This window comes from Kitasatospora sp. NPDC059146, from assembly GCF_042786665.1.
GTDB lineage: Bacteria > Actinomycetota > Actinomycetes > Streptomycetales > Streptomycetaceae > Kitasatospora.
Map to the genome: position 1 here is coordinate 47,435 of NZ_JBHZCY010000058.1, position 6,825 is coordinate 54,259.

5 protein-coding genes and 1 pseudogene are annotated in these 6,825 nt (G+C 73.3%); 5 read left to right on the forward strand and 1 reads right to left on the reverse strand.

Annotation, left to right across the window (positions count from 1 at the left end; genetic code table 11):
• Positions 1-49: 49 nt before the first annotated feature.
• Positions 50-2,137: a phosphocholine-specific phospholipase C gene (locus ACFXPX_RS23900; protein ID WP_380643138.1), complete on the forward strand. Its 2,088-nt coding sequence runs from the start codon at positions 50-52 to the stop codon at positions 2,135-2,137.
• Positions 2,138-2,192: 55 nt separating this feature from the next.
• Here the strand turns inward: ACFXPX_RS23900 and ACFXPX_RS23905 are convergent, their stop codons facing one another.
• Positions 2,193-2,648, reverse strand: coding sequence for an SLATT domain-containing protein (locus tag ACFXPX_RS23905; RefSeq protein ID WP_380521582.1), 456 nt, complete (start codon positions 2,646-2,648; stop codon positions 2,193-2,195).
• 367 nt (positions 2,649-3,015) lie between these two features.
• On the opposite strand from ACFXPX_RS23905, the pseudogene ACFXPX_RS23910 reads away from it, so the two are divergent.
• From ACFXPX_RS23910 to ACFXPX_RS23925, 4 genes and pseudogenes are all read left to right on the forward strand, one after another.
• Positions 3,016-4,509 (forward strand): annotated as a pseudogene (locus tag ACFXPX_RS23910) ((2Fe-2S)-binding protein); the annotation flags it as partial.
• The gene (gene nirD, locus ACFXPX_RS23915) at positions 4,506-4,877 is read left to right on the forward strand and encodes a nitrite reductase small subunit NirD (RefSeq protein WP_380590109.1); all 372 of its coding nucleotides are present in this window, start codon (positions 4,506-4,508) and stop codon (positions 4,875-4,877) included. The pseudogene ACFXPX_RS23910 and the gene nirD, both read left to right, overlap by 4 nt.
• The gene (locus ACFXPX_RS23920) at positions 4,874-6,208 is read left to right on the forward strand and encodes a nitrate/nitrite transporter (RefSeq protein WP_380521577.1); all 1,335 of its coding nucleotides are present in this window, start codon (positions 4,874-4,876) and stop codon (positions 6,206-6,208) included. Before nirD ends, ACFXPX_RS23920 begins: the two co-directional genes overlap by 4 nt.
• 122 nt (positions 6,209-6,330) lie before the next feature.
• Positions 6,331-6,786, forward strand: coding sequence for a hypothetical protein (locus tag ACFXPX_RS23925; protein ID WP_380643140.1), 456 nt, complete (start codon positions 6,331-6,333; stop codon positions 6,784-6,786).
• Positions 6,787-6,825: the final 39 nt, after the last annotated feature.

The window sequence follows — 6,825 nt, forward strand, 5'->3', positions numbered from 1 at the left end:
CCCGACAGTCGCCGACGTCGGAGTTGTCCAGACTTCTCGGAGGCCACCCGTGTCACTCGTCACCCGCCGTACCTTCCTCGGCTCGGCCGCCGCCCTCGGCGCCGCCATCGGGCTGGACACGGCCCTGCCCGGCGCGGCGCCGGGCGCGCAGGCCGCCACGACCGGCAGCACCGGCAGCACGGGGACGATCCGGGACGTCAAGCACGTCGTGGTGCTCATGCAGGAGAACCGCAGCTTCGACCACTACTTCGGCACCCTGAAGGGCGTGCGCGGTTTCGGCGACCGCACCGCCCTGCAGATCGCGGGCGGCACCAGCGTGTTCAACCAGCCGAACGGCAGCGGGCGGCAGTACCCCTGGCAGCTCAGCAAGACGAACACCTGGTGGTGGGGCGTCAGCCCCGAGCAGCTCGCGCAGTGCGACGGCTCGCTCGACCACTCCTGGTCCACCCAGCACCAGGCCTGGAACAACGGGAGGATGGACTCCTGGATCGCCGCCAAGGGCTCGGACAGAACCATGGGCTTCATGGCCCGCGAGGACATACCGTTCCACTACGCGCTGGCCGACGCCTACACCGTCTGCGACGCCTACCACTGCTCCATCCTCTCGGCCACCGGCCCCAACCGCACCTACCTGTGGTCCGGCACGATCGACCCGGCCGCCACCGCGGGCGGACCGGCCTACGACGGCGGCTCCGAGTCGGGCCTGCGCTGGCAGACCTACGCCGAGGCCCTCCAGGACGCGGGCGTCAGCTGGAAGGTCTACCAGAACGCCAACGACAACTTCGGCGACAACGGCCTCGCCTACTTCAACCAGTTCACCGGCGCGCCGAGTTCGAGCCCGCTCGCCCAGCGCGGCATGGGCTCGGTGCCCGCCCGCACCGGCTCGACCCCGGACGACATCGCCGCCGCGATCAGGGCCGACGCGCTCGCCGGCACCCTGCCCCAGGTCTCCTGGGTGGTGGCCGACCAGCTGTTCTCCGAGCACCCGGACGGCCCGCCGGAGAACGGCGCGCACTTCGTCAACCTGGTGCTGCAGGCCCTGGCGGCCTCCCCGGAGGTCTTCGACTCCACCGCCCTGTTCCTCAACTACGACGAGAACGACGGCTTCTTCGACCACGTGCCCCCGCCCGCGGCCCCGGCCGGCACCGCCGGCGAGTTCTGCAAGGGTGCGGGCATCGGCCTCGGCTTCCGCGTCCCGATGATCGTGGTCTCGCCGTGGACCCGCGGCGGCTGGGTCGACTCCCGGGTCTACGACCACACCAGCGTCATCCGCTTCCTGGAGACCTGGACCGCCGCGCTGGGCACCCCCGCCGTCTGCCCCAACATCAGCACCTGGCGCCGCCAGGTCTGCGGCGACCTCACCGGTGCCTTCGACTTCGCCAACCCCGTCCACGGGGTGCCCGCGCTGCCCGACACCAGCGCCACCATCAGCCAGGCCACCGCGAACCTCCAGATCAACCCGAGCCCCGGCACCAACTCCATGCCCGTCCAGGAGCCCGGCACCAAGCCCGCCCGCGCGCTGCCCTACCAGCCCAACGCCTGGGTGGACCGGATCGAGTCCACGGCCGACGGCCGGACCCTGCTCTGGATCGACCTGGCCAACCAGGGCCCGCAGGCCACCGCCTGGGCGCACTACTCGATCCACGCCAACGCCTACCGCACCGAAGGCCCCCGGCAGTACACCGTCGCCCCGTACGACGCCGGCAGCGGCACCGACGGCAGCGCCCGCGACTCCTTCGACATCGGCGCCGGCTCCGGCAACGGGCAGTACGACCTCACCGTGCTCGGCCCCAACCGCACCCTGCGCCGGTTCGCCGGAAACGCGACCACCGCGGGCCGCACCGCCGAGGCCACCACCTCGTACGCGCCGGCGCCGGACACCGGCCGGCCGGCGCTCTGGTTCGCCATGACCAACACCGGCACCAGTACGGTGACCTTCACCGTCACGGCCACCAACTACCGGACCGGCAGCTGGACCTACCAGGTCGCCCCGGGGGCCACGGTCAGGGACTACTTCAACGCCGTCACCATCGCGCAGGGCTGGTACGACTTCACCGTGACCGTCGGCAGCGACCCCGCCTGGAGCCGCCGTGCCACCGGCCACCTGGAGACCGGCGCCGCCAGCGTCACGGGCTGACCACCGGAGCCGGGCACCCGGCGGGGGTCGGCCGGACGGTCGGCCCGGTGATCGATCAGGCGGTCGACGGCGGCGCGGGTTCGCGCCGCCGTTCCAGCCAGGTGCGGCTCAGGTCGTCCCAGACCGCCTGGTACCTGCCGAAGACGCCGTCGAGCTGGTGCCGGGTCGGGCCGTCGGCCGTCGTCGACGCCAGCAGGTACTCCAGGTCGTCGGAGAGCCGCCGGAAGCGGTACTGCGCCTCCTCCATCAGCACCCACCGGGAGCGCCAGTTGAAGAACGGCTCGGCGGCCGCCAGCGCCGTCACCAGGGCCACCAGCGCGAACGCCAGGTCCGTCCACCGGTGCAGGCCCAGCAGGATGGTGGAGGCGGCGGACAGCGCCAGCGTCAGGAGCTTCACCGCGGAAGCGCGCCGACGGAACCGTTCCTTCCTCCGGCGGGCGTAGTCGTGCCCCCGGCGGATCTTGTCCAGCAGGAGTGCGGACGTCTCCGTCGGGGTGAGCCCCACACCCACGACCGGTCCACTGTTCGGATCCACCCTGCCCCCACCCGTGCCTCTCGCCCGCTCCCGCCCGCCCCCGCCTCCGCGGGGCTTCCGGTCGACGGTAGCGGAGGCCTGCTCCGGGCATCCGGCAGGGCGGTGCACCGCCGCTCCGAACGCCCGGAGCCGGGGCCCGCGGGGCCGGTCAGGCGGCCGTGGGCAGGGCGGTGGCCGCCAGGGCCTGGTCGTAGCGGTGCAGGACGAGGCGGGCGACGGCCGGGTGGGCGCCCAACGGGGCGGTGGTCCAGGTGGCCGCCGTGGTGGCCGCGCGGCGGGCGAAGAAGCCGGGGGAGAGGAGGTAGCCGGCCAGAGCGACGTCGGGGTGTCCGGCGGCGAGGAGGGCGGCGACGGCCTGCTGCGGGGTGGGGGCGGCGGCGTCCTGGTCGGCGACACCGAGGGCTACGGCGCGCTGCGCCCGCTCGCCGTCGCCGGGAAGCCGCTCACCGTCGCCCCCGAACAGCTGGTGCTGCCCGCCGGGTCCGCCCCCGCCGGACCGCTCGCCCTGCCCGACGACGCGGTGCTCTGCTCCTGCCACAACGTCACCCAGGGCGCCGTCCGGGCCGCCGTCCGCGACCAGGGCGCCGACGGCGTCGCCGCCGTCAAGAAGTGCACCCGGGCCGGGACCGGCTGCGGCAGCTGCCTCAAGCAGCTCGGCACCGTCGTCACCGAGGAACTGGCCGCCGCCGGGGTCGCCACCGTCCAGGGCCTGTGCGAGCACTTCGCCCACAGCCGTGCCGAGTTGTACGAGATCGTCCGGGTCACCGGACTGACCGGCTTCTCCGACCTGCTCGCCGGGTACGGCAGCGGCGGCGAGGGCTGCGACGTCTGCAAGCCGACCGTCGCCTCCATCCTGGCCAGCCTCGGCAACGGCCACATCCTGGACGGCGAACAGGGCGCTCTCCAGGACTCCAACGACCACTTCCTCGCCAACCTCCAGCGCAACGGCTCCTACTCGGTGGTCCCCCGGGTGCCCGGCGGCGAGATCACCCCCGAGGGCCTGATCGCGATCGGCGAGATCGCCCGCGACCACGGCCTCTACACCAAGATCACCGGCGGCCAGCGGATCGACATGTTCGGCGCCACCGTCGACGGACTCCCCGTCATCTGGCGCAAGCTGGTCGACGCGGGCTTCGAGTCCGGGCACGCCTACGGCAAGTCGCTGCGCACCGTGAAGTCCTGCGTCGGCGAGACCTGGTGCCGCTTCGGCGTCCAGGACTCCACCACCCTCGCCATCGAACTGGAGCTCCGCTACCGGGGGTTGCGCTCCCCGCACAAGCTCAAGGCCGCCGTCTCCGGCTGCGCCCGCGAGTGCGCGGAGGCGCAGAGCAAGGACTTCGGCGTCATCGCCACCTCGGCCGGCTGGAACCTCTACGTCGGCGGCAACGGCGGCACCACCCCCCGGCACGCCGACCTGCTCGCCGCCGACCTCGACCGCGAGACCCTCATCCGCACCATCGACCGCTTCCTGATGTTCTACATCCGCACCGCCGACCGCCTGGAACGCACCTCGGTCTGGCTGGAGCGCCTGGAGGGCGGACTCGACCACCTGCGGGCCGTCGTCCTGGACGACTCGCTCGGCATCGCCGCCGAGCTCGACGAACTGACGATGTGTCACATCAGCGGCTATCGGGACGAATGGGCCGAAACCCTGGCCGACCCCGAGCGGCTGCGGCGGTTCTCCTCCTTTGTCAATGCTCCCGGCACCCCCGACCCCGCCGTTACCTTCGTTCCCGAACGCGGCCAGATCCGCCCCGCCCGCCCCGGCGAGGCCGGCCGCACCCTCAACTCCCCGGTGCTCGTCGCCGGGGCCCGACTGGAGGTGCTCACCCCGTGACCGTACAGATCCACGACGGCAACCACTGGCAGACCGTCTGCGCCCTCGCCGACCTCCAACCCGGCCGCGGCGTCGCCGTGCTGCTCCCCGAGGCCGGGCAGGTCGCCCAGCAGGTCGCCCTGTTCCGCAGCCGCGGCGGCGAGTTGTACGCCGTCGACAACCTCGACCCGTTCAGCGGCGCCCCCGTCCTCTCCCGCGGCCTGCTCGGCAGCCGCGGCGACCGGCCCACCCTCACCTCGCCGATGTACAAGCAGGTGTACGACCTCACCGACGGCCGCTGCCTGGACGAGGACACCGCGCCCGACGGCGCACCCGCGGTGCTGCGCCGCTGGCCGGTCCGGGTGCTCCCCGTGGAGGCCGCGGCATGACCGCCGTCGTGGAGTCCAGAACCCCCGCCCCGCTGGCCGGTTGGGACCCGGAGGACGAGGAGATGTGGGCCCGCGGCGGCGCCCGGATCGCCCGGCGCAACCTGGTCTTCTCCGTCCTCTCCGAGCACATCGGCTTCTCGGTGTGGAGCCTGTGGTCCGTGCTGGTGCTCTTCCTCGGGCCCGAGTACCGCATCGACACCGCGGGCAAGTTCACCCTCACCGCGCTGCCCACCGCGCTCGGCGCCCTGCTCCGGCTGCCGTACACCTTCGCCGTCGCCCGCTTCGGCGGCCGCACCTGGACGGTGGTCAGCGCCCTGCTGCTGCTGGTCCCGACGGCCCTCGCCGCCCTGGTGCTGGAACCCGGCGTCTCCTACGGCACCCTGCTCGCCGTCGCCTGCGTGGCCGGCGTCGGCGGCGGCAACTTCGCCTCCTCGATGGCCAACATCAACGCCTTCTACCCGCACCGGCTCAAGGGCTGGGCCCTCGGGATCAACGCGGGCGGCGGCAACCTCGGCGTCCCCGCCGTCCAGTTGCTCGGGCTGCTCGTGCTGGCCACCGCCGGCGCCGCCCACCCCCGGCTGCTGCCGCTGCTCTACCTGCCGCTGATCGTGCTCGCGGCGGCCGGGGCCCAGTGGCGGATGGACAACCTGCCGAAGGCGCCCAGGGGAGAAGGGCGGGCGCTGCGGGAGGTCGCCCGCGACCCCTACGGCTGGGCGGTCTCCACCCTCTACATCGGCACCTTCGGCTCCTTCATCGGCTTCGGCTTCGCCTTCGGGCAGGTGCTCCAGGTCCAGTTCCACGACCGCTTCGACACCCCGGTCAAGGCCGCCGCCCTCACCTTCCTCGGACCGCTGCTCGGCTCCCTGCTGCGGCCCGTCGGCGGACGCCTCGCCGACCGGTACGGCGGGGCCAGGGTCACGCTGGCGACCTTCGCCGCCATGGGCGCCGGCACGGCGGTCGTGCTGCTCGCCTCCCGGGCCGGCTCGCTGCCGCTCTTCCTCGGCGGGTTCATCGCGCTCTTCGTGCTCAGCGGGATCGGCAACGGGTCCACCTACAAGATGATCCCGGCGCACTACCAGGGCCTCGCCCGGACGGCGGTCGCGGCCGGCGCCGACCCGGCCGCCGCCGAGGCCGACTCCCGGCGGCGGACGGCGGCGCTGATCGGCCTGGCGGGCGCGGTGGGGGCCTTCGGCGGGGTGCTGGTGAACCTGGCCTTCCGGCAGTCCTTCCTGGCCAGCCACAACGGGGACGCCGCGTACCTCGGGTTCCTGGTGGCGTACCTGCTGTGCTCGGCGCTGACCTGGGCGGTGTGGCTGCGGCCGCGACGGTGACGCCGTGCTGCTGCCGGGTCGTCACGAGGTCGTTCGTACGACGATCGGACGACCCGGCGCGCGGGCGGGCGGAGCGGCGGTTAGCGTCGGCCGCACCACGCCCCACATCCTCGGAGGTTGCAGTGCAGCGGTGGATCGTCCTGACGGTACTGACCTCGGCCCTCACCGGCCTCGCCGCCCCGGCCCACGCCGCCGCCCCGACGGCGGCCCCGGCCGACGATGCGTCCGCCATCGCCGTCACCCTCGGTGACGTCGTGATCGACCCGAAGATCCCCAGCAAGGCCCGGGTGAACGTCAGCTACCTGTGCTCGGTCGCCGACGGGGCCCGCTCGCTCACCGTCTCGGTCGAACAGCAGGACCCGGAGGACTCCTCCTCCAAGGCCTTCGGCTCCAGCCGCACCCCGGACACCGACATCGTCTGCGACGGCACCGTCCAGCAGCGGCAGCTGCCCGTCCAGTCCAAGACCGTCAACTGGATCCCCGGCGCGGACGCCGTCGTCATTGCCACCGTCTCCAACATCGGCACCACCCCGTCCGCCGCCGCCGACTCCCGCCAGGTGAAGCTCGCCGTCGGCTGAGCACGGAATCACCGTTCGCGGTGGCCCCCGGGCCTGGCG

Excerpts from the sequence above, each read along its gene's own strand:
- ACFXPX_RS23920 (WP_380521577.1), top strand. The coding sequence starts at position 4,874 with ATGACCGCCGTCGTGGAGTCCAGAACCCCCGCCCCGCTGGCCGGTTGG.